The sequence below is a fragment of the Microbulbifer mixtoriginis (SeqCode) genome (assembly GCF_052466695.1).
Genome location: NZ_CP174285.1, coordinates 780,454 through 801,858 on the forward strand (window position 1 = coordinate 780,454; position 21,405 = coordinate 801,858).

Here is a 21,405-nt window from a genome sequence, read left to right on the forward strand (position 1 = left end):
ACACTGATTAGGTAAGTATTGTCTGGAAGTATTTGCCATGGTCACAGAAGTCGGCCGCCAAGCCCCTCGATGCGCCTGTATTCTTCTTCAGCCTAATCAATCCCTGTCGGCAACGGGAAATCTTTGGGTGTTCTTTTCCCTGGTTGGTGTTTCCCTTGGTATTAGTTTGGCTTTTGCCTTTGCTGGGGCTTGGATGATCCTGCCATTTGCAGGGTTGGAAATTTTACTACTTGCAGTTTTATTCACCTATGTCTACCTAGAAGGGACCCGTCGCGAAGTAATCCGCATTAGCGATGAGAGGGTTGTGTTAGATTGTTGTAAAGGGTTCCGCCAGCAATCTGTCTATCATCGGGAGTTCTCACGGGGAAATCTTGCCTTGCTGGTGAGGATGGGTAACAGTCCGGCTGAGCCTGCCTCGGTGACCTTTAGCGGTCCAGAAGGATGCCTGGAGGTAGGTGAGTTTTTGACCGATGCAGAGAAGGCAGAGTTAGTGCAAAAGCTGAGGAAAATAGGCATTTTTGCGCGCAGGGAGAAGGAGTTTCGCCTGCACCAGTTTTGAATGATGGAGTTCTTGGCATTTCAGTTAGTACTTTTCGTTATAATCCCCCCAAAACTTAAACCAACACTTCAGGGGATTTCTTATGTCTTTTCCCAAAATTGGCAATTTGGCACCGGCATTCACACTGACAAACCAAAGCGGAGAGAAGGTTTCACTGAAAGATTTCCGCGAAAAAAGCAATGTTGTGCTTTATTTCTACCCAAAGGCACTGACCCCAGGTTGTACAACACAGGCTTGTGGTATCCGGGATAGTGCCGATGCGTTCAAGGAGCTAGACACTGTTGTTCTCGGTGTGAGCCCAGACCCAGAAGCTAAGTTGCAGCGATTTATTGATAAACATGAGCTGAACTTCGACCTCCTGTCCGATGAGGATCACAAGATTGCGGACAAGTACGGTTGCTGGGGGCTGAAGAAGTTTATGGGCAAAGAGTATATGGGGCTAATCCGGACAACTTTTATCATCGACAAAAGTGGACGCTTACGCCATGTTATCGACAAAGTGAAAACCAAGACCCACAGTGATGATGTGCTTGGCTGGGTGGCTGAAAATCTGGATTGATTATCTGTTACACAGCTTCTGCAAACTCTTTCTAAGGGGGTAGGGTAGCCTCTGGCCCCCGAATTTCCTTGAGTTTTCATTGAAATTGCGTACCGGGACCATTCAATTTTGTCTTCTGCGGCACAATAAGATGAAAAAAACCACTGTCGTCCCTTGCATTCTCAATTCTTGGTCTATACTGGCAGATGTAAAGGAAAGGTGCGCCGGCGAGAGAGTGTTTCTCTTTGGGTATTGCCGGAGCGGTTAGTTTAAAAATTGTACATCTCTGTGAAGGATTCGATGTCTGTTTTTGGTGCATCCCGCATCGAGTAGTAGTCCGCCGAAGTTGTAGGTGTGTTGGTGTGGGCAGGGGCAACCGGGATTCGCTGGATGCGGACATAGAAAAATAACTGCGGCTCACGGAACTCAAAAGGAGCAGCTCGATGAACCATACTCAGCCCGACCAGACTTCGCTCTCTGAAGATAAATCCCTGCAGCAGGCCCGAATATCCGGCGACCCGAATATTCTCGACCAGCTGCTGGCCCCACCGGAAGCTACCAGCTTTGGCATTGCTGCCAGAGTCATCGATGTGCTCGAACAGCGCATTGGTAAGGCTTCTCTCGCTATTCGCCCCGTTGCTTCCGACTTAAGCATGTCCACCCGGACTTTGCAGCGTCGTTTGCAGGAGCATAACTTGAGCTTTGCCTCACTGCGTGACCACGTGCGCTTCCGCCACGCGGTGCACTTCCTCAAAGATACCGCCCTGAGTGTTGACGGAATTTCAAGGATTTTGGATTTTTCTGATCGGACCAGCTTTACCAGTGCCTTCAAGCGCTGGACCGGTATGTCGCCAACTGGTTATCGCCGTCAGGTGCGTCAACGCTTTTAAGTGAGTGCGAATTGGTTAGGCCGGTCTCCTGTTGATCGGCCCAATCCGTTGCCTCAACAGGGGAAACCCGTTAGAGTTGGCGGCAATTTTATAGGCTGACTCTTTGAGGTTTTGCATGAGCTTTTTTATCCCCTCCGCCATGGCACAGCAAGCGGCACCGGCGCCACAGGGTAACCCCATGATCACCCTGTTGATGTTTGCGGGCCTGTTCGCTTTCATGTGGTTTTTTATCATCCGTCCTCAGCGCAAGCGCCAGAAGGAGCATCAAGAGTTGGTTGGTGCACTGAAAAAGGGTGACGAAGTCGTGATGAGCAGCGGTATGCTGGGTCGTGTAGACAAGGTGGACGAAGATTACATCGTGCTGGAAGTTGCAGACAATATGTCTTTGAAGTTCCAGAAAGTAGCAGTTCATGCTGTTTTGCCCAAGGGCACGATAAAGAAGATCTGATAGCTTTTTACTAGATTTTTTAGTGATTCAGATTGGAAAGCCCGGCATATGCCGGGCTTTCTCGTTTTTCGGCAAGTGAGATTTTCTCGGGCGATACTTCTGGTTAATTGATTTAGAAATTTTCAGGAGGCCCCATATGCAAAGCGATAGCCAAAATGCTTTGAAAGCAGCCATTGTTAGAAAAGTTACGGCACTTCCTAAGTTATCCAAAATTCAAGTGGATACACCAGTTAAAGAGCGGGGAAGTTTTCACTTTCAAGTTAACCTATCGGCTAAAGCAGCTTTGGAAGAGGGATACCTGAAGACTGCCACTGTACAAGCGAACGTACCGGGATGTAGTGCTTTTGAATTACTCTGCGACGAAGGCACCATTATTGGAGGTGCGGATAGCGCACCGGCACCACTTGATTACCTATCAGCAGGTATTGCTTTTTGTTTTCTCAGTCATATCAGCATCTACATTAATCAGAACAAACTGGATGTTGAAAGTGTCAAGATTGAGCAACAGATGCGTTTTAAGGCTGAGGTGTACAAAATGCAGGAATGTACCGATACTCCACCTAAGGGGGTCTGTGAAGGAGTAGAAACTGTTGTTTTTGTTAAATCTGCAGAGTCGAGGGAAGCGATTGAGAGAATGGTGGGAGTTTGCCGCGCTGCCTGCATGGGTTTACAGACTGTAGTAAATGCTGTTCCTGCCAAGATTACATTGGTTTTTAACGAGCCCTAGAGTTGATACCTTCACGATAGATTTAGCATAGGCAAGGCTTTATGCCTTTACCGATAAGCCTTTTTGGTATTTGCAATGGAGCTTGCTATGCCTGGCAGTTTGCCGATTTCTTTACCTAGGCGGATACGTTTAGCCCATCTTCCCACGCCAATACAGCCGCTGGATAGGATTAGTAAACAATATTCCTTTCCTTTTGGTGGCCCTAGAATTTGGATAAAAAGGGATGACCTGACTGAATCTGGGATGTCAGGTAATAAATTGCGAAAACTTGAGTTTGTTGTTGCTGAGGCCTTAAAGCAGGGCAGCGATACCTTGATCACCGCTGGGGGTATTCAGTCCAATCATTGCCGCACCACTGCACTTGTCGGTGCTCGCTTAGGACTCAAAGTGCACCTGTTATTGCGTGGTGAGCCCTTAGCCCAAGCAGATGGAAACCTACTGCTGGATCAGTTGGCGGGGGCAGAAGTGAGCATCCATTCGCCTGAAGAGTTTGCCAAAGATCTCAAGAGGTTGTTCAATTTTTGGTCCGATCAATATTCGAAGCGCGGGCACATTCCCTTCCGTATTCCTATTGGTGCCAGCGATGGTCTGGGATTGTGGGGGTATCTCTCGGCTTCGCAAGAACTTATTACAGATTGTCGAATGAGAGGATTCCGGCCGGATCATATTGTGTGTGCCACTGGCAGTGGAGGTACCCAGGCGGGTTTAACGATGGGGTGCTATCTGCTGGGGCTTGGTGTTCAGGTCACAGGTTATGCTGTCTGCGATAATGCCACTTATTTTCAAACCAAAGTGAGAGAGGATATCCGCCATTGGAGCAGGCTATCGGGAAACCCTGTGGATTTGCAATCTCTGCAAGTGCATGTGAACGCCGACTATATTGGGCCGGGGTATGCCAAGGCTGAACCTCCAATCTACGAAATGATTGAAGAGATTGCTGCTCTAGAGGGAATCTTGTTGGACCCTATATATACCGGTAAAGCTTTTTATGGGCTGATGCAAGAATTGAGAAAAGGCCATTATAAAGGATCTAGTAACCTGGTATTTCTGCATTCGGGGGGGCAGTTTGCCTTGTTCCCCTATCGTCATAACTTCTCTTTTAATAGGGTTTAGGCCCCTTTACTGTTCTAGTGCTTCGGAAGCTGCTAACCTGCGCAACAAATTACAGCTGTAGCTGTATATAAAACAATCAGAATTGGTTCAGAGAAGTGGGGGGTTAGTTTGGATTCCTTTAATCAGCTGCTACTGTCGTTGGACGGTATGCTCGGATCGGCACCTTGGTTCCCGTGGGTGCTGCTCGGGGTAGGTTTCTTTTTTACTATCTATCTTGGGTTTCCGCAATTTCGTTACTTTGGACATGCGATTAAGATTGTCCAGGGGAAATATGATAAACCCGGTGACCCAGGAGATACCTCTCACTTCCAAGCACTGGCTACCGCTCTTTCAGGAACTGTAGGTACCGGTAATATCGGTGGTGTTGGCCTGGCTATTTTCCTGGGTGGTCCGGCCGCTTTGTTTTGGATGTGGATGACTGCCTTCCTGGGGATGACAACCAAGTTTGTCGAAGTCACACTGTCACATAAATATCGTATTAAAGCGGCAGATGGCTACTACGCAGGTGGTCCTATGTTCTATATGGAGCGCCGTCTCAATATGAAGTGGCTGGCAGTGTTATTTGCCATCGCCACAGTAATTTGTTCCTTCGGTACCGGAAGCTTGCCCCAGGTGAATAATATTGCCCAGGCGATGCACGATTCTTTCGGTATTGAGAAAGCGCTCACTGGTGGTGTGCTTGCTATCCTGCTGGGGATGGTGATCATCGGTGGCATTACCCGAATTGCCAAGGTTACCTCCACTATCGTTCCGGCAATGGCACTGATCTATGTAATTGGTGCGTTGGGTGTGATTTTCTACAATATAGAAAATATCATCCCTTCATTTGTGGCCGTTTTCCGTGATGCCTTCACTGGAAGTGCTGCTGTAGGTGGTTTCCTCGGAGCCAGTTTTGCCTATGCCTTTAACCGTGGTGTGAATCGTGGCCTCTTCTCCAACGAGGCGGGGCAGGGCTCTGCACCGATTGCTCACGCCGCCGCACGTGCCGATGAGCCTGTTTCCGAAGGCATGGTTTCACTACTGGAACCGTTTATCGACACCATCATTATCTGTACTCTGACTGGCTTGGTAATCTTATCTTCCGGTGTATGGACTGAAAAACACGAAAACCTGTTTGAGGGGGCTGACACATATGTTGTCGAAGGTCGCTACGAAGAGAGTGACCCCAAGCAGGTTAAACAGCTGTTTAATTACTTAAGTGGTCAACCCAGTGATGTGAAGCCCTATAACGGATCAGTGGTTGTCACTGATGGGCAGCCTCTAAACCTGCAGGATTTCACCCTAATTCATGCACGCTCAATTGCAGAAGACCTGGATTTCCGTGTTGGTGAAGATCAGTTTAGCGGTGTGCTTAATGTTGTTGATGGTAAGTTTGCTAATGAGGATGTGGATATTTGGGGTAAATCCCTGGTTCATTCCGTTGCATTGACCAGTAAAGCTTTCCAGCGCGGTTTCTTCGGAGAATACGGTGGCTTGATTGTAACTCTGGGTATTCTCATGTTTGCTTTCTCGACCGCTATCGCTTGGTCCTACTATGGTGATCGCTCTATGATCTACCTGTTTGGTCCCAAGGCGGTAATGCCTTACCGAATTGTGTATGTGATTGCCTTCTTCTGGGCGGCGATTGAGGACACCACCGTTATTTGGAACCTGTCTGCGGTAGCCATCGTCATTATGACCTTACCGAACCTGTTTGGTATTACGATATTGGCGAAGGAGATGAAGTCAACGGTGAAGGATTATTGGAAGGATCCCAGCCATAAGTAACTTGGCTTGCAAGGGTTACTCCTAGAATAAAAAAGGCAGCCTAGTGGCTGCCTTTTTTATTGTCTGGCCCTATTGGTATGGCAACGGGGCCAGATTGTTCAGCAGATAAGCTTATTCTGCTTGGGCGCTGAGTGCTACACCGGAGTATGTCTGGTAACCGCGAATACTAATGTACCAGGTACCTGCTTGTGGGTTGCTGATGTTGCAGTTCTCATCATTACCCCATTTATATGGACGACAATCCCAGGTGTTTCGAGTTGGTGCTGAGCCAAAGCGAACATAGAGGTCACCGTCCCCACTGCCACCAGACATCACCGCTTTCAGGGATGACATACCGCTGTCCACATCCAGGGTAAAGTGCTGCCAGGCATTAGCGGAGCCAGACAGATTGGTTTTTTCCCAGCCGCCGGGGTTGCCACCGCCACCGTCGGTGAAGCTACCTACCAGACTGACACCGGAGAAGGAACTATAACCACGCACCATCACATAGTAGGTGCCTGCTTGTATGTTGGAGATCTCACAGGTTTCATTGTTGCCGGTAGTGTAGGGACGGCAGTCGTATGTGCTGGTGGTTGGTGCTGAGCCAAAGCGTACATAGAGGTCCGCATCACCTGTACCTCCAGACATATTAAAGCTTAGGCCGGTAGCGCCAGCAGGAACATCTAAGGTGTAATGGAGTTCATCGCCAGAGCCGCCACCAAGGTTGTCAACGGAAACTCCATTTTCAAGCTCTCCAGGAGGAGGTGGTGGAGTGTTATCACAGGTAACTCCTACGGTACTGAAGGCGGTTGTAACATCCGCTTTACTGTACCCTAGGTCTACAGCAGCTTGCTCAACACCGCAGGCAGCCTCATCGTAGTCAGAGTTTGAGCCCCAGTACATCTGATTGGCGAGGACAAAAATATCAAATGCCTTGCGAGTATCCCAGCCGTTGGTATTGGCGATCAGATAGAAAGCTCGATTGTAGACACCGGAGCTATAGTGTACGTCCATACCGCTGTAATAATCATCGGCATGGCCAATGGAGCGTCCATCCTGTGTCGGGTCTTCAAAATAACGCAAGGCGCCATTGGCTTTGAAAATCTGGGCTCCAACCAGCCAGTCGTTACTGCCGGTCATAAAGTATTCAGCGGCTTCACCAGAGATATCGGAGAAGGCTTCATTAATTCCCCCTGGTTGTTGACTGTAAACTAGGCCAGAGTTCTGCTCGGTAAAGCCGTGGCTGACTTCGTGAGCCGTAACATCCAGGCTGACTAGGGGGTGGAAGGTGTTTTGCCCATCGCCAAAGGTCATCTGGCTGCCATCCCAGAAAGCATTTTCGTAGTTATTACCGTAATGCACGCGAAGGCGCAGCTTTTGAGTCAGCGGTGAAGTGTTGTACCAGTCACTGAACATCGCGAAGACCACGCCACCAAAATAGTGCGCGTCATTTAGCGGTGAATAAGCACCATTGATTTCTTTGTGATCATTGTAGGGGCAGTTGAATTGATGGACGCTACCGCCACTGGTTCCATGATTCAGGTTCACAGTTTCAACGTTGGTAGTATCCATACGGCAGTTGGCATCAACCTGCATGGAGGGGAAATCGGTACCATATTCATAGCGGCCCGTTTTTACATTGCCGCCAGGACCTTGTGCATCTTGGAAGGTGAGGCCATCCCAATGCTTAATCACTTCACCGGTCATGGCATCAATAAAGTAGAAGGGGCGCTTGGGGTCGTCTCCATACTCGACCCAGTTCACCAGGTAGGCCAGGCGAGCCTCATCTTGTTCATTGATGTAAACATAGAGTTCTTTTTTCTGGTTTTTGGCCTCCAGCTTAAGCACTGGCAGTGATAAAGCACCCGACATCACTCCCTGTTGTGCGCGCAGTGAAACCTGATGGTTCATGGCGCGATCAAGGGCATTGCCCGCGTCAATTGCCGCGCGCACGGTGGGTACTTCAAGTTCGAGTCCGGTAAGGATATTACCGTGCATCTCGGTAATGAGTCCCTGTCCAGAACTGGTTACGGTCTGTCCCCACACGGGTATGCCTTTGTGGGTTTGTTGGTAGCGGGCGACGGTTTTGCCATTTCCCAGAGTACGCTCACGAATTTTTACCAATGCCATATCAGATCCGGCAACGGTATTTAATGTCTGTGGCGAGAGCATATCTGGAGTGGCTGGAACACGGTCGGCAGCCTGCGCACTAATAGCCATAGCTAAAGTGCAGGTAAGTCCTATGAAATGCTTCATTGCTAGCTTTCCCTTATTTAACTTTTTTATTAGCGACCGAGCATCAGCAGCTGGAAAACAATCCAGTAAGGAATTACTGATTGCTTCAGCAACTTGATGCAAACGGTCTTTATGGTTGGTAAGACAGCAGAAGAAGGCCGGGCATCTGGGGTGGGGCCAATAATTGGCATTGACGTCCGCTTTCTCAAACCGGTTGCCCAAATATTCCGGGCAACCTGAGATTACCTTGCATGTGCTTAGTGGCAACAAAAAGGTGATGACAAACTCATATATTTGAATTGTTTTCGATATTTTTGCTTAATTAGTCACAAATCAGCAAATAATATCCTGCCGAGGAATCCAAATTGATGCGCTTAAATAAACCCGATAAAAGGGTGGTGCGCCAGCCGAGAATAAAATTTCAGAAAAGTCTCAAAAATATTTTTTGGGATTATCTATACGTTGAGAAGTAGATATTCCCGCTCCCAAGAACTGATAACTCGGTTAAATTCCTCGTATTCATCACGTTTTATTGCGCTCCATGCTTTTACGAATTTTTTGCCAAACATTTCAGCGGCGCCTTCACATTCCGTTAAAAGATTGAGGGCGTGCTCTTGAGTGCGGGGTAAGGTAATGGTCTCTTTGGAGCAGTCGCCCTGATACGGTGCGCTAGGCGCTACCTTATTGATCATACCGAGATAACCGCAAGCGAGAGAAGCCGCAATGGCGAGATAAGGGTTGCAGTCGGCACCAGGAAAACGATTTTCCAATCTTTTTCCTTGAGGTGAACTGTCGGGAACTCTAAGGCCGGTAGTGCGATTGTCATAGCCCCAATGCAGGCTTGTCGGGGCGGCCATTTCGGGAGTGAAGCGTCGATAAGAATTGACATTTGGGGCTAGAAAACTAATGAATCCTGGAGTGTACTCCTGCATACCGCCAATAAAATACATGAAGCTATCGTTTTCATTTCCATGGTCGTCTACAAATATGTTCTTCTCTGTTTTTAAGTCAACAACACTTTGGTGAAGATGTAATGCACTGCCGGGTTCGTCCTCCATGGGTTTGGCCATAAAGGTGGCATAAATTCCGTGGCGCAGAGCAGTTTCTCTGACGGTGCGTTTAAAGGTGAAAACTTGATCGGCGAGTTGAAGTGGGTCTCCATGAAGGAAATTGATTTCCATCTGCGCGGTTCCTGATTCGTGAATCAAGGTATCTACATCGAGCCCCTGCGCCTCACAGAAATTATACATATCCTCAATAATGGGTTCGTATTCGTTGGCAGCGTCGATGCTATAAGACTGTCTGGTTTTTTCCGTGCGGCCAGATCTGCCAACGGGTGCTGAGAGTTTTTCATCTGGATCAAGATTGCGCTTTATGAGGTAAAACTCTACCTCCGGAGCAACGATTGGTTTCCAGCCTTTCTCTTTATATTTTTCCAAAACGAATTTGAGGATGTTCCGCGTACTAATCGGATGTGGTTGACCATCCCGGGTATAACAATCGTGAATAATTTGAGCAGTGGGATCATTGGCCCAGGGGTTAAGTCGAACGGAATCGGGATCTGGCACCAGCAACATATCCGTATCTGCTGGGTCCACGAGTTCATTGTGCTCATCGACATAGTCGCCGGTAACGGTTTGCACAAGGATACTTTCTGGAAGTCGGCTGTCCTGGGTAAGGAATTTATCTGTAGGCGTAAATTTGCCTCTGGCATTACCCGACATATCCGGCACCAGGCACTCCACCTCGGCAATATCGTGTTCGGCGAGCCAGCTTGTAATCTTGTCCATTTGTTAGAGTTACCCAGTGTGTTTCCATCTACATGTCGTACCAGTATATGCCTGACCCTCACATTGGCGGTAGCCGCCAGTGCAGGCAAAAATAATGACTTGCCGGATATGTTTTGAGATTTATGGGAAGCCTGGCACGGCAGGTAAAAGGGAATTACCATTTTGCTATTCTCGGGGCCGAACTATTTTAGAGCTTCCCGCATACTCAACGCCTTGAAGGGCTGCATTGATGAAAACCACCTCTGGTTATACAGATTCTTACTACTCAGCAAGTGCCAATCCGCTCACCTCCTATCCCCAGCTGGATGGTGTCCGGGAGGTGGATGTTTGTGTGATTGGGGCCGGCTATACCGGGCTCTCCACAGCGTTGCATTTAGCGGAACGGGGCTACAAAGTGTCTGTCTTGGAAGCGCAGCGTGTGGCATGGGGCGCATCTGGTCGCAATGGTGGACATGTTGGGGTTGGGCAACGGCGCTGCCAAAGTGACTTGGAAGAAATGTTCGGTGTGGAGATTGCCAAGCGGTTTTGGCAATTTAGCCTTGAGGCGGTGCGGCTGGTAGAGCAGTTGATTGATAAGCATCAAATTAATTGCGACCTGAAGCGAGGGATTATGCATCTCGCAGCTAAACCCAGCCATGACAACTACCTGCGCAAGGAAGCCGAGCTTCTTCAGGAGCGTTATGGTTACTCGGGTGTGCGCTATGCCGATGAGCAGGAGGTGGGTGGCCTTGTGGGAACAAGGCGTTATTTAGGCGCGCAAATTGACAGTGGCTCCATGCACCTTCACCCATTGAACTATGGGCTTGGGTTAGCGGCGGCTTGTGTCAGAGCTGGGGTCGAGCTCTATGAGCACAGTAGAGTGACTAGCTATCGGGGAGGGAATTCCTGTACCATCGAAACAGCCAAGGGGCAGATAAAGGCGGCTAAGGTTATATTGGCCTGCAATGGCTATCTCGGAAACTTGGAGCCGCGGCTGGCTGGCAAAATTATGCCAATCAATAATTTTGTTCTGGCCACTGAACCTCTGTCTGAGCCTGCTGCTCAAAAATTGATCGCCAATGATTATGCAGTGCAGGACACACTGTTTGTTATCAACTACTGGAAGTTATCGGGAGATAACCGCCTGATTTTTGGTGGTGGTGAGAATTATACGGCCAGCTTTCCTGCAGATATACGCAAGTTTGTACGGAAAAAAATGCTGCAGGTGTATCCGCAGCTAAAGCAGACCCGAATTGATTATGGCTGGGGCGGCACTCTGGCGATCACTATGAATCGCATGCCGCATATGGGGCGCCTGGAGCCCAATATCTATTACAGTCAAGGTTACTCGGGCCACGGGGTGCCTACTGCAACCTTTGCGGGAAAACTACTCGCTGAAGCAATTGCTGGCACTGAGGAGCGCTTTGACATCATGACGAAGATCCCAACAGAGACTTTTCCTGGTGGAACCCTTTTGCGTTGGCCGGGCCTGGTGCTGGGAATGCTTTACCACAGTTTGCTTGATAGGTTTGGGCATTGAAAGAGGTGAGGTGGCTGGACTGTTGCTGGTGAAATTGTCGACTCCTTTGGTGTTAAGATGCTGTGAGTTGCCATTAGGAAACCGATCTTGTCCAGTACCGAACAGCATAAGCGCAAAAGCCAATTAACCCCTCGCCGCGAGCCGGTCCAAGCCCGTGCACGGGCTCGAGCCCGGCAGATACTCGATGTCACCGGGAGGCTCCTGGAAGAGGTCGGGCTCGATGATCTCACTACTATCCTAATTGCGCGGAAGCTCGATATTTCAGTGGGCTCCCTCTACCATTATTTCCCCAATAAACATGCGATTCTCTATGCTATGGGCGAGCAGTGGCTCGCTAGTATCAGTGAGGCCATGGCTGAGCTGGCAGAGCTCGATCTCGAGTATATGACACTTGGGAGTTTTATTGATGAGTTTGTTGGGCGCCTTCTAGCTGTGTACCGTGAGCAGCGAGGACTGCTGCCATTGGCCCAAGCTATGTGGGGAATTCCCGAGTTGCACGAGCTGGATAAGAGCCATGACGAGCTGGTGATCGGGCACCTGGTGGATATGTTCCATCGCTTGGGCTTTACCTGCCCGCCCAATGAAATGAATCGCTTGGGTCGGCTCACACTGGAAAGCTGCCATGCGCTATTGCTGGTGATGGTTAACCAAGCAGAGGTGCGTGCTTACCGTACCCGTGAAGATTTACAGCAAATGCTTTTCACTCTGTTGAACCTCAGAGGAAGCGATAATAGTCCCGAGGGGCTCAGTGATGTGGAGGCGCCCTGATGGCCATGCGTCCGGACAAACTGGTAATCGCGATTTCTTCTCGGGCACTGTTCGACTTGAATGATAGCCATAAGGTTTTCGAGGAGCTGGGCCTGCAAGCTTTCTCGCGCTATCAAGTAGAGCGAGAGAACGATGTATTGCAGAAAGGAGATGCCTTCCACCTGGTAGAGAAATTTCTAAAAATCAACGAGCAGCTTGAGGGGGAGCCCAGGGTCGAGGTCATCCTGCTTTCCCGCAACAGCGCTGATACAGGACTTCGGGTATTTAATTCAATTGAGCACTATGGTCTGGATATTACCCGGGCTGCCTTTTGCAATGGTGAAAGCCCCTATCGCTATATCGGTCCATTTGGCTGTAACTTGTTTCTCTCGACTGATGGCTTGGATGTTCGTCGCGCCCTGGATCAGGGTGTTGCTGCGGCAACTCTGGTGGCCGGAGGTAGCCGCGAACAGCGAGACGATGTTTTGCGCTTTGCCTTTGATGGTGATGCGGTAATCTTTTCTGATGAGGCTGAGCAGATTTTCAAGCGGGATGGGCTGGATGCCTTTACCCGTGCAGAGCGAGCCTCTGCACAGATGCCGCTGGGTGGAGGGCCTTTCAAGGGATTTCTTGAAGCTTTACAGACATTGCAGGCGGAATTTGGTTTAGAGAGTTGTCCAATACGCACCGCCCTGGTGACGGCAAGGTCTGCGCCAGCCCATGAGCGGGTAATCCGTACGTTGCGTGCCTGGGACATCCGGGTAGATGAATCGGTATTTTTGGGAGGGCTTCCAAAGGGGGAGTTTCTGCGGGCATTCGGTGCTGATGTGTTCTTTGATGACCAGCCGGCGCACTGTGCCTCCGCAGCTGAGCATGTGGCTACAGGTCATGTGCCGCACGGTATTGCCAATATCGCAAATAGTGATGCCTGAGTATTTGAGCCCTTTCGGGGCCAATTAATACTGGAAAGTCGATTGACACCCGCCGCTCTTCACCGGATATTCATCTGTCCGTTGGCCCCGGCTTCGATTGGCTGCTATTCTTTTCTCGCATAACTCAAGATGTTTTTTATAACTAACAATTTATATGTCAGAGTTGCACTCGCCCTGGGGCGGGGTGATTGATATTAAAGGGAGGACTTATGAAGCTGCAGCAGTTGCGATATATCTGGGAAGTGGCGCATCACGATCTCAACGTTTCTGCTACTGCGCAGAGCCTCTATACCTCCCAGCCAGGCATCAGCAAGCAGATTCGCCTACTGGAAGATGAGCTGGGGGTGGAAATCTTTGCCCGCAGCGGCAAGCACCTCACCAGGGTGACGCCAGCGGGGGAGGCGATCCTCAAGACCGCTGGCGAAATTATGCGCAAAGTGGAAAATATCAAGCAGGTTGCCCAGGAGTTCAGCAATGACAAGAAGGGCAGCTTGGCGGTTGCCACTACCCATACCCAGGCGCGGTATGCGCTGCCCCCGGTTATCAAGCTGTTTATTTCCCGTTACCCTGATGTATCGCTGCATATGCACCAGGGAACCCCCATGCAAATCTCGGAAATGGCAGCCGATGGTACTGCGGATTTCGCTATTGCTACCGAGGCACTAGAGCTTTTCAGTGATTTGGTGATGATGCCGGTTTATCGCTGGAATCGTTGTATTTTGGTGCCTAAAGATCATCCTCTCTGCCATGTCAGCAAGCTGAATCTTGAAGAGGTTGCAAAGTATCCGATCGTCACTTACGTGTTTGGCTTTACCGGCCGCTCAAAATTGGATGAGGCATTCCTGGAGAAAGGGCTTTCGCCTAAGGTCGTGTTTACCGCCGCGGATGCGGATGTTATTAAAACCTATGTGCGCCTGGGTCTCGGTATTGGCATAGTGGCGGATATGGCGGTGGATGGTGAGGATGAAGATTTAGTTGCCCTGGATGCCAGTGATTTGTTCGAGTCCAGTATTACTAAGATCGGCTTTCGCAAGGGAATATTCCTGCGAGGCTTTATGTATGATTTCATCCAACAGTTTGCTCCGCATCTCACCCGGGAATTGGTGGATCAAGCTGCGCATGCTACTTCCAGAGCTGAGGTAGATGCGCTATTTGCCGATACAGAGCTGCCGGTTTATTAGTATTGCGGTGTAGCTGGCTGGCAGAGGCTAAGAGGCCTCTGCCTGTTGGATCAGGGGTTGTAAAACTTCCTTGGCAAATTTGAAGTAGACGGTATAGATCTCTGCTTCTTGCCCTTCACGCTCGACCACAAAGAATGGCGCTCGATCCACATTAAATTGCTGTGCAATTTGCATCCCGGCACTTTGCGGGTCGCGCACGTCAGCTACCAAGGTTTGATCGATAAATTTGAGTTGCTCGTTCACTTCCAGTTTTTCCTGCACATCCCGGCATTTGGCGCAGGGTGAGCCATCGGCGAGTACTTTTTTGACTAGTGTGATCTTCACAATAAATTCCTTGATCCAGTTAAGCGCTGAAATTGGCACTACTGGCATTGAATCTATCAGATGGCCTAATAACTTTGAAATATCAATCCTAGATAATTCTATAACCAAAATGCTGTAGTAAGACTACAGAAAGCCCAGTAGGCAGTGATTTTTGACGGGCTGGGTGATCAATTTAGGAATTGCTCTGCGGTTTCAAGAAGTAAGCGCACTTTGGCCAGGCACTCCTTGTACTCTGCTGTCGGGTCAGAGTCGGCGACTATGCCTCCACCGGCAGCACAGGTAATGCGCCCATTACTGGCGCTAAAGGTACGAATGGCGATGTTGGTATCGGCGCGGCCGCAGCTACTGATATAGCCGATGCTGCCGCAATAGATACCCCTGGGGCTGCCTTCCAGCTCGCGAATGACCTCCATAGAGCGGCGTTTGGGCGCACCGGTGATGGAGCCTCCGGGAAAACAGGCCGCTAACAGGTCGCTGTAAGCTGAGTCCTCATGCATCTCTCCTGTCACTACGCTGACCAAGTGGTGAACATTGGCAAAGCTAGCCAGCTGGAATAGCTCCGGCACCCTCACGCTGCCACGGCGGCATAACTTGCTGAAATCGTTGCGCAGCAAATCCACGATCATCAGGTTTTCTGCGCGATCTTTAGGGCTTCTCTGCAGGGTAAATGCCGCACGCTGGTCCTCTACCGGATCAGCTACTCTGGCGGCGGTGCCCTTGATGGGCTCGGTGCGCAAGCTACTGCCATCGGCACGTATAAAGCGCTCTGGCGATAGGCTCAACAAGCTGCCCTGGGGCATTTCCATAAATGCTGAAAATGGCCCTGCCACGCGTCGACGCAACGCCAGGTAGGCACCAAAGAGATCGCCCTTGTAGGGGGCGCTGAAGCGTTGGGTAAAGTTTGCCTGGTAGACATCTCCCGCTGCGATATATTCGAGGATTCGCGCAATGCGCTCCTCATAGTCAACAACACTGAGTTCGTGGGCAAATGGTGCTAAAAGGCGAAATCCCTCGGGATCCTGCTCTCGCTCCCAGTGCACCGATTTAAAACGATCGATTAGCTCTTGTACCTGCCTGGCAGGGCAGGCAGGATGAAAAACCAGATGGCTGGAGCCCAGCTGGTGATCTGCAATAAAAGCCCAGCTATAGAGCCCAAAAAAGCCTGCCGGTAGGTCCGTAGGTCGGGTATCCGCCGGCAAAAAGTTACCGCTGGTGCCCAGTTCATAACCGGCAAAACCGATGATTCCACCGCAAAATGGCAGTTGTGAGTCCCGCTCCTGTGGGCACAGCTCACGACTTAGGTCATCTACCCGAGTGAAAGGCTCGCTGCTATCTGCTGCCAGTTCCAGCGCGTTAAGAGGGTCGGCACTGATAATATCGTAGCGACCTCCGCTGCTGAGAGGTCGGCCGCTATCGAGCCATACCGGCACAGGTAGATCCGCAATTGCCTTGAAGGCCGCTGCAGAATTGAGTGAATAGGGCAGGGAGACTATTTGCATATCAAAACACGGCAGTCTGGAAGACGGCGCACACTACACACTTTGTCGCGGCGTGAAAAGGGCGCCTGGCTTTTTGGTCATCCCTTAGTCAATTCTTCGCTCGATGCCGGCCTGGGACATCAGGCGCGTAGCGAGCTCCTCCACGGATAGCTGGGTGGCATTGAGGAAGGGCACTTGCGCCCGCCTTAGCATCTGTTCGACTTGGCGTACCTCAAATTCGCACTGTCCTATAGAAGCGTAGCGGCTATTGGCGCGCCTTTCCTGTCGAATCTGCATCAGGCGTTTGGGATCTATGGTGAGGCCGAAGAGTTTGCGCTGGAAGGGGCGCAGAATCTTGGGCAGGGTGGTGGAGTCCATATCCTCTTCGGTGATGGGATAGTTGGCCGCGCGCAGTCCAAATTGCAGGGCCAAATATAGGCAGGTGGGGGTTTTGCCGGAGCGGGAGACGCCGAGCAATATGACATCCGCTTGCTCAAATTCACTGATGCGGCGCCCGTCGTCGTTATCGATAGCAAAGTGCACCGCATCAATGCGTTCGCTATAGCGGCGATTATCGGCAATGCCGTGGGAGACATTAACGGTCTGTGCAGGATCGCGCCCAAATAAATTGGCCAGAGGTGTCAGGTAATTCTCGAAGATATCCAGCATTAAAGCGGGGCTTTGGTGCAATTGATCGCGAATCTGGTCAGAAACGATGCTGGTAATAATGATGGGCTGCAGACCGGATTCCTGGGCAGCGCTCTCTATACGCTGGAGAGCCTGCTGGACCTTTTCGGTAGAGTCAATATAAGGCAGAGTCACCTGCTCGACATGCTGGTCCTGAAACTGTGCCAATAGGCTGTGGCCAATGCCCTCTACAGTGAGGCCGGTTCCATCGGAAATAAAAAAAGCGGTGCGTTTGTCTTTTGCCATGCTGCGTCTCTGTCTGTTGGCGGGACTTTTTAGTGGCCGCTAGTATAGGGGTGGTGGGCTTAAAGGTCTTATTTTCTGAGGGCTAAGCAAGCTTGTAGAAAATTTACAACATATTGACCGTTTTTCCTGGGCTATTTTTTACAAGACTCATCCTTATAATCAGCGCCCAACAAACCTGATTTCAGAGGGCCTTCACTTGACGAATTTCACCATCGACTTTGCAAAACTGGGAATGGATGATGTCGACAAAGTCGGCGGTAAAAACGCATCGCTCGGCGAGATGATTTCATCTCTGGCCGGCGCTGGTGTGAGTGTACCGGGCGGCTTTGCGACCACAGCGGAGGCTTTTCGGGCTTTCCTCGCCCATGAGCAGTTAGAGCAGCGTATCGCCGAGCGGCTGAAAGGACTCGATGTCGGTGATGTTACTGAGTTAGCCAAAGCCGGCGATGAAATTCGCAATTGGATCATACAGACCCCATTTCCTGCACAGCTGGAAAAAGAGATCCGCGATGGTTATGAAGCTTTGGGTGGTGGTGAGACAGCTGTTGCTGTGCGTTCCTCCGCGACTGCTGAAGATTTACCGGATGCTTCTTTCGCAGGCCAGCAGGAGACCTTCCTGAATATCCGTGGTATAGATGCGGTTCTGATTGCGGTTAAAGAAGTATTTGCCTCTCTTTATAACGACCGTGCCATCGCCTACCGCGTACATACAGGTTATGCGGATGTAGGTGTAGCTCTGTCGGCTGGTATTCAGCACATGGTGCGCAGTGAGACTGGCGCTGCCGGTGTAATGTTTACCTTGGATACTGAGAGTGGATTCCGTGATGTGATCTTTATCACTGCGGCCTTCGGTCTGGGTGAGACTGTTGTACAGGGTGCTGTGAATCCTGACGAGTTCTATCTCTACAAGCCGGCTTTGGATGCCGGGCGCCCAGCTATCCTGCGTCGCAATCGCGGTAGTAAAGCCATCAAAATGGTTTACGACGAAAGCGGCGATTGCGGGCGCTCAGTAAAAACCGTTGAGGTTGCAGAAGAAGATCGCCAGCGTTTTGCTCTCAATGATGAAGAGCTGACCAGCCTGGCAATTCAGGCCCGAAAAATCGAAGAGCACTACGGTCGTCCGATGGATATCGAGTGGGCCAAAGACGGTGATACCGGTAAGCTATTTATCGTACAAGCGCGCCCGGAGACCGTACGCTCCCGCGATCAGGGTACCAGCATTGAGCGTTACAGCCTGCAGGAACGCGGTGAAGTACTGTGTGAGGGGCGCGCGATTGGTCAGCGTATCGGTGCCGGCCGCGTTCGCAAGCTGAAGTCCGTCCAAGATATGGCAGCTATGCAGGACGGTGAGGTCCTGGTGACCGATATGACTGACCCGGATTGGGAACCGGTGTTGAAAAAGGCGAGCGCAATTGTTACCAACCGCGGCGGCCGTACTTGTCACGCGGCGATTATTGCCCGTGAATTGGGGATTCCCGCAGTGGTTGGCTGTGGAAACGCCACCGAGTTATTGGAAGACGGTACTCCCGTCACCGTCTCTTGTGCCGAAGGCGATACCGGCTTCGTAATGTCCGGCGAGTTGGACTTCCAGCGTGAAGAAACTGAAGTTTCCGAAATGCCGGATCTGCCTTTCAAAATCATGCTCAATGTGGGCAATCCAGATCGCGCTTTTGCCTTTAGCCACTTGCCCAATCAGGGGGTTGGCCTGGCGCGCTTGGAATTTATCCTGAATCGCATGATTGGGATTCACCCGAAAGCCCTGCTTGAGCTGGATAGCCTCCCGGATGACTTGCAACAGAATATCCGCGAGCGCATAGGCGGTTACGCCTCCCCGGAAGACTTTATTGTTGAGAAACTGGTAGAAGGTATCGCTACCCTGGCCGCGGCCTTTGCACCTAATCGTGTAATCGTGCGTCTATCAGACTTTAAGTCCAACGAATACGCACACCTGGTTGGTGGCCAACTATACGAACCCAGCGAAGAGAACCCGATGCTCGGCTTCCGTGGTGCGGCTCGCTACCGCTCTGAAGATTTCCGCCAGTGTTTCGCCCTGGAATGTCGTGCACTGAAGAAAGTACGTGACGAGATGGGGCTGACCAATGTGGAGATCATGGTACCCTTCGTGCGAACTCCGGAAGAGGCAGAAGAGGTTGTCGGTCTGCTCGCCGAGAACGGTCTGCGCCGCGGCGAGGCTGGTCTCAAGGTCATTATGATGTGCGAACTGCCATCCAATGCCCTGCTGGCAGAAGAGTTCCTGCAGCATTTTGATGGCTTCTCAATCGGTTCTAATGACTTGACCCAGCTTACCCTGGGTCTTGATCGGGATTCCGGTCTGGTGGCCGACCTGTTCGACGAGCGTAACCCGGCAGTGAAGGCTCTGCTGTCCCGCGCCATCCAGGCCTGCAAAAAAGCTGGTAAATATGTAGGCATCTGCGGTCAGGGACCTTCTGACCACAAAGACTTCGCCCGCTGGTTGATGGATGAGGGAATCGACAGTGTTTCCCTGAACCCGGATACCGCTGTAGATACCTGGCTATTCCTAGCTAACGAAGAAGCCTAATTTCCTTTCTAAGCGGCCCTTTTGGGCCGCTTTTCCTATCTAAGCGCCCCTCCAGCGACTGTGGTTTTTTTTCCCTAATTCATTGCGTGTTTGCCCAAAAATTAGACTTCTGTTGCCGCTTCTCTCGATAACTTCGGAATTTATCCTGCTATTTCTGTGTGAGATTTACAGATCACACGCTACCGAAAAAATTCAAAACTCTATGGCTTGCCTTCAGAGATAAGAATTCATTCTAAGGCTTACCACCAGCCTCAATAAAATCGGAAGAGTCCTGAGGCAGCGCGTAGATAGAAAACAGAGCGCAATTTGCTTTGGTGCTGATTCACCTGCAGGGGTAAATCCTCCGGTGTAGAAGTTTGAGTGGTATCGGTTGGGCTGTTTTCCTTTCCGCCCACTTTGGCAGAGCAGAGAAAGTTGTTGAGGTGAGCTATGCATACGAGCAGACAGTTACAGATCCCAATATTGCATATTTTTCTGATGTTGTGCCTCTTGGCACTAATCGCCGTTCCCCCTGTAATGGCAAAGCCCCGCGGTGGTAACTGGTTTGATGATCGCGCTGCGGCTAGGGGAGGAGGCGCCTCAATCAGGATTGACTTGAGTGAACAGCGCGCTTACCTCTACAAAGGCGGCAAGTTGGTCGGGGTATCCAGAATTTCCTCCGGTAAGCGGGGTTATAGTACGCGCCCAGGACACTTCCGTGTATTGTCCAAGCACCCGCATCATCGCTCTTCGATCTACGGTAGTTATGTAGATAGGCGCACAGGACGGGTGGTGAGGTCCAATGTAAATACTCGTAAACATCGTCGTCCCGCCGGTACTGTGTATCGTGGTGCAAAAATGAATAACTATATTCGCTTCAACGGCGGGATCGGTCTGCATGCTTCTGGCCATGTGCCCAGACACCCTGCCTCGCATGGTTGTGTGCGTATGCCTCCGCACATGGCTAGAAAGTTTTATCGCCATGTACGTGTAGGTACTCCGGTGCGTGTTACGCACTAAAACCTGAAAACGATTTTGTAGCAGCGAAGCCTTGGCCGGGTATTATCTATAGGGATGATACCCGGTATTTATTTGTCAGCCTGCCACCAAAGTGACACTATCGCTATCATCATTTTTTACGGAATGATTGCGAGAGGACTTATGCCAATTTCTACCCCCGATTTGTGTGATGACCACGGTGATGCAGTGCAAGTGGTTGAGCCGATGTTTGTTAATTACGGAGGCCGTGAGAACTTTGGCGGTCAAATCGTAACTATTAAGTGTTTTGAGGATAACTCACTGGTGCGGGAGTTAGTGGCGGAACCGGGACAAGGAAAAGTTCTGGTAGTCGATGCGGGTGGTTCAATGCGTCGCGCTTGTCTTGGCGATATGCTCGCCGATAAAGCGGTAGCCAATGGCTGGGAAGGCATAGTGATGTATGGCTGCATCCGCGATGTTGACCAGATTGGGGCGCTAGATTTAGGCGTTCAGGCCCTGGGTACACACCCAATGAAAACGGAGAAAAAAGGTATTGGTGAGCGGGATTTGACAGTGACTTTTGGAGGGGTGACTTTTCGACCTGGAGAATATCTGTATGGGGATAACAACGGAATCATTGTTGCGCAAGAAGCACTAGTGTGAACCCCACTTTTCAATTACACAGCTTTCACAAAAGCTTGCAGATAAAAATGCCCGCTGGCAACTTT

General features: G+C 50.5%; 19 protein-coding genes. 14 read left to right on the forward strand and 5 right to left on the reverse strand.

Going from position 1 to position 21,405, the window contains the following annotated elements:
- Nucleotides 1-37 precede the first annotated feature (37 nt).
- From ACJJI0_RS03545 to ACJJI0_RS03575, 7 genes are all read left to right on the forward strand, one after another.
- Nucleotides 38-559: a DUF2244 domain-containing protein gene (locus ACJJI0_RS03545; RefSeq protein WP_444884695.1), complete on the forward strand. Its 522-nt coding sequence runs from the start codon at nucleotides 38-40 to the stop codon at nucleotides 557-559.
- 82 nt (nucleotides 560-641) lie between these two features.
- A complete protein-coding gene (bcp, locus tag ACJJI0_RS03550; protein ID WP_252081827.1) occupies nucleotides 642-1,118 on the forward strand; it encodes a thioredoxin-dependent thiol peroxidase in 477 nt (158 codons plus the stop codon).
- A gap of 422 nt (nucleotides 1,119-1,540) precedes the next feature.
- On the forward strand, nucleotides 1,541-1,987 hold the full coding sequence (locus ACJJI0_RS03555; RefSeq protein ID WP_020415217.1) for a helix-turn-helix domain-containing protein: 447 nt from the start codon (nucleotides 1,541-1,543) through the stop codon (nucleotides 1,985-1,987).
- Nucleotides 1,988-2,102: 115 nt separating this feature from the next.
- A complete protein-coding gene (yajC, locus tag ACJJI0_RS03560) occupies nucleotides 2,103-2,435 on the forward strand; it encodes a preprotein translocase subunit YajC (RefSeq protein ID WP_020415218.1) in 333 nt (110 codons plus the stop codon).
- 136 nt (nucleotides 2,436-2,571) lie between these two features.
- Entirely contained in the window at nucleotides 2,572-3,162 is a 591-nt protein-coding gene (locus ACJJI0_RS03565) for an OsmC-related (seleno)protein (protein ID WP_444884696.1), read from the forward strand.
- 87 nt (nucleotides 3,163-3,249) lie between these two features.
- Nucleotides 3,250-4,275, forward strand: coding sequence for a D-cysteine desulfhydrase family protein (locus ACJJI0_RS03570; RefSeq protein ID WP_444884697.1), 1,026 nt, complete (start codon nucleotides 3,250-3,252; stop codon nucleotides 4,273-4,275).
- A 108-nt stretch (nucleotides 4,276-4,383) separates the two neighbouring features.
- The gene (locus tag ACJJI0_RS03575; protein WP_444884698.1) at nucleotides 4,384-6,042 is read left to right on the forward strand and encodes an alanine/glycine:cation symporter family protein; all 1,659 of its coding nucleotides are present in this window, start codon (nucleotides 4,384-4,386) and stop codon (nucleotides 6,040-6,042) included.
- Between the two features lie 111 nt (nucleotides 6,043-6,153).
- Here the strand turns inward: ACJJI0_RS03575 and ACJJI0_RS03580 are convergent, their stop codons facing one another.
- Together ACJJI0_RS03580 and ACJJI0_RS03585 are read right to left on the reverse strand one after the other, a co-directional pair.
- Complete coding sequence (locus ACJJI0_RS03580; RefSeq protein WP_252081821.1) at nucleotides 6,154-8,277, reverse strand: M4 family metallopeptidase; 2,124 nt, start codon at nucleotides 8,275-8,277, stop codon at nucleotides 6,154-6,156.
- A 434-nt stretch (nucleotides 8,278-8,711) separates the two neighbouring features.
- Nucleotides 8,712-10,046 (reverse strand): glutamine synthetase family protein, encoded by a 1,335-nt coding sequence (locus ACJJI0_RS03585; protein WP_252081820.1) that lies wholly within the window; start codon nucleotides 10,044-10,046, stop codon nucleotides 8,712-8,714.
- A gap of 229 nt (nucleotides 10,047-10,275) precedes the next feature.
- Between ACJJI0_RS03585 and ACJJI0_RS03590 the strand changes: the two genes are divergently transcribed.
- The 4 genes from ACJJI0_RS03590 (at nucleotide 10,276) to cysB (ending at nucleotide 14,425) form a co-directional block, all read left to right on the forward strand.
- Nucleotides 10,276-11,565 (forward strand): NAD(P)/FAD-dependent oxidoreductase, encoded by a 1,290-nt coding sequence (locus ACJJI0_RS03590; RefSeq protein WP_444884699.1) that lies wholly within the window; start codon nucleotides 10,276-10,278, stop codon nucleotides 11,563-11,565.
- An 87-nt stretch (nucleotides 11,566-11,652) separates the two neighbouring features.
- Nucleotides 11,653-12,333, forward strand: coding sequence for a TetR/AcrR family transcriptional regulator (locus tag ACJJI0_RS03595; protein WP_444884700.1), 681 nt, complete (start codon nucleotides 11,653-11,655; stop codon nucleotides 12,331-12,333).
- Nucleotides 12,333-13,244 carry a 5'-nucleotidase gene (locus ACJJI0_RS03600; protein WP_252081817.1) on the forward strand — a complete coding sequence of 304 codons (912 nt, stop codon included), beginning with the start codon at nucleotides 12,333-12,335 and terminating at the stop codon, nucleotides 13,242-13,244. The genes ACJJI0_RS03595 and ACJJI0_RS03600 overlap by 1 nt, the downstream gene beginning before the upstream one ends.
- Nucleotides 13,245-13,453: 209 nt before the next feature.
- Nucleotides 13,454-14,425, forward strand: coding sequence for an HTH-type transcriptional regulator CysB (cysB, locus tag ACJJI0_RS03605; RefSeq protein WP_252081816.1), 972 nt, complete (start codon nucleotides 13,454-13,456; stop codon nucleotides 14,423-14,425).
- A gap of 27 nt (nucleotides 14,426-14,452) precedes the next feature.
- On the opposite strand, the gene ACJJI0_RS03610 is transcribed toward cysB, so the two are convergent.
- From ACJJI0_RS03610 to ppsR, 3 genes are all read right to left on the reverse strand, one after another.
- The gene (locus ACJJI0_RS03610) at nucleotides 14,453-14,749 is read right to left on the reverse strand and encodes a hypothetical protein (protein ID WP_444884701.1); all 297 of its coding nucleotides are present in this window, start codon (nucleotides 14,747-14,749) and stop codon (nucleotides 14,453-14,455) included.
- Between the two features lie 167 nt (nucleotides 14,750-14,916).
- Nucleotides 14,917-16,248 carry an aminodeoxychorismate synthase component I gene (pabB, locus tag ACJJI0_RS03615; protein WP_444884702.1) on the reverse strand — a complete coding sequence of 444 codons (1,332 nt, stop codon included), beginning with the start codon at nucleotides 16,246-16,248 and terminating at the stop codon, nucleotides 14,917-14,919.
- Nucleotides 16,249-16,332: 84 nt separating this feature from the next.
- The gene (ppsR, locus tag ACJJI0_RS03620) at nucleotides 16,333-17,160 is read right to left on the reverse strand and encodes a phosphoenolpyruvate synthetase regulatory kinase/phosphorylase PpsR (protein WP_252081813.1); all 828 of its coding nucleotides are present in this window, start codon (nucleotides 17,158-17,160) and stop codon (nucleotides 16,333-16,335) included.
- Nucleotides 17,161-17,356: 196 nt separating this feature from the next.
- Here ppsR and ppsA point away from each other — a divergent pair, with 196 nt between their 5' ends.
- The 3 genes from ppsA to rraA all read left to right on the forward strand — a co-directional run bounded on the left by ppsA (nucleotide 17,357) and on the right by rraA (nucleotide 21,340).
- Nucleotides 17,357-19,720, forward strand: coding sequence for a phosphoenolpyruvate synthase (ppsA, locus tag ACJJI0_RS03625; protein ID WP_252081812.1), 2,364 nt, complete (start codon nucleotides 17,357-17,359; stop codon nucleotides 19,718-19,720).
- A 429-nt stretch (nucleotides 19,721-20,149) separates the two neighbouring features.
- Entirely contained in the window at nucleotides 20,150-20,719 is a 570-nt protein-coding gene (locus tag ACJJI0_RS03630) for a L,D-transpeptidase (protein ID WP_444884703.1), read from the forward strand.
- 141 nt (nucleotides 20,720-20,860) lie between these two features.
- Entirely contained in the window at nucleotides 20,861-21,340 is a 480-nt protein-coding gene (gene rraA, locus ACJJI0_RS03635; protein ID WP_444884704.1) for a ribonuclease E activity regulator RraA, read from the forward strand.
- The last annotated feature ends 65 nt before the right edge of the window (nucleotides 21,341-21,405 follow it).